Annotated in this window: 1 protein-coding gene; it reads right to left on the bottom strand. The window is 69.0% G+C overall.

All coding sequences use genetic code 11. The annotated features are described in order from the left end of the window. Window positions 1-200: 200 nt before the first annotated feature. The coding region (locus tag DYI24_RS27350) for a DUF2125 domain-containing protein (protein WP_164574541.1) at window positions 201-745 on the bottom strand (545 nt) is incomplete at its 5' end.

Genomic DNA, 745 nt, shown 5'->3' on the forward strand with positions numbered 1-745 from the left:
TCTGTCACCTCCCCCGCTGGGGGGAGAGGTCGGATCGCATAGCGATCCGGGTGAGGGCACTCCTCTCCGCGATTAACCGACTCACTGCCTGAGGCGCCCTCACCCCAACCCTCTCCCGCAAGCGGGAGAGGGAGCGCGCTGCGGATCGCGGGAACGCTTACTTCAAACGGCCCGCGGGGCGCCGCTTACTAAGCGTTGCCTCAGAACAGCGGCTTGGTCTGCCCCACCTTGAGCGGGCCGAGCATCACGGCGCCTTCGACGAAGCGCAGCGGGACGGCGCGGGCGGGGCGGCCTTCCAGCGTGGTCTCCTGGCCGAGCGCGTCGATGCCGGCGACGGCGGCGACATTCGCATTTTTGCGCACCACCTGGCCGAGGCCCGGAATGGCGCGGTCGAGCGCGCCGAGCACGTTATTGACATCCTTGGCGCGGACGCCGGGCGCCAGCCGGTCGAGCGTCGATTGCGACACGCCCTGCTCCAGCATCTTGTCTATGCCGAGCTTGGGGATCACCTGGTCGAGCCCGGTCGCCACCATCTGCAATTCGCCGTCGACATAGCCCTGCGCGGTCAGCCCGAGCGAGCCGGTCGCGACCGCCACCATCTCGCCCTGCTGGATCCGCGCCTGCTCGAACTGGATGCGACCGCCGGCGGCCTGGATCTCGCGGAAGCGCTGCGGCCACGGCTTGGGGCGGAAGTCCTTCAGGCCGCTGATCAACAGACGCAGATGCGCGTCGAACGGATCGGCGA

The sequence above is a fragment of the Rhodopseudomonas sp. BR0C11 genome (assembly GCF_010820945.1).
GTDB classification, from domain to species: domain Bacteria; phylum Pseudomonadota; class Alphaproteobacteria; order Rhizobiales; family Xanthobacteraceae; genus Rhodopseudomonas; species Rhodopseudomonas palustris_H.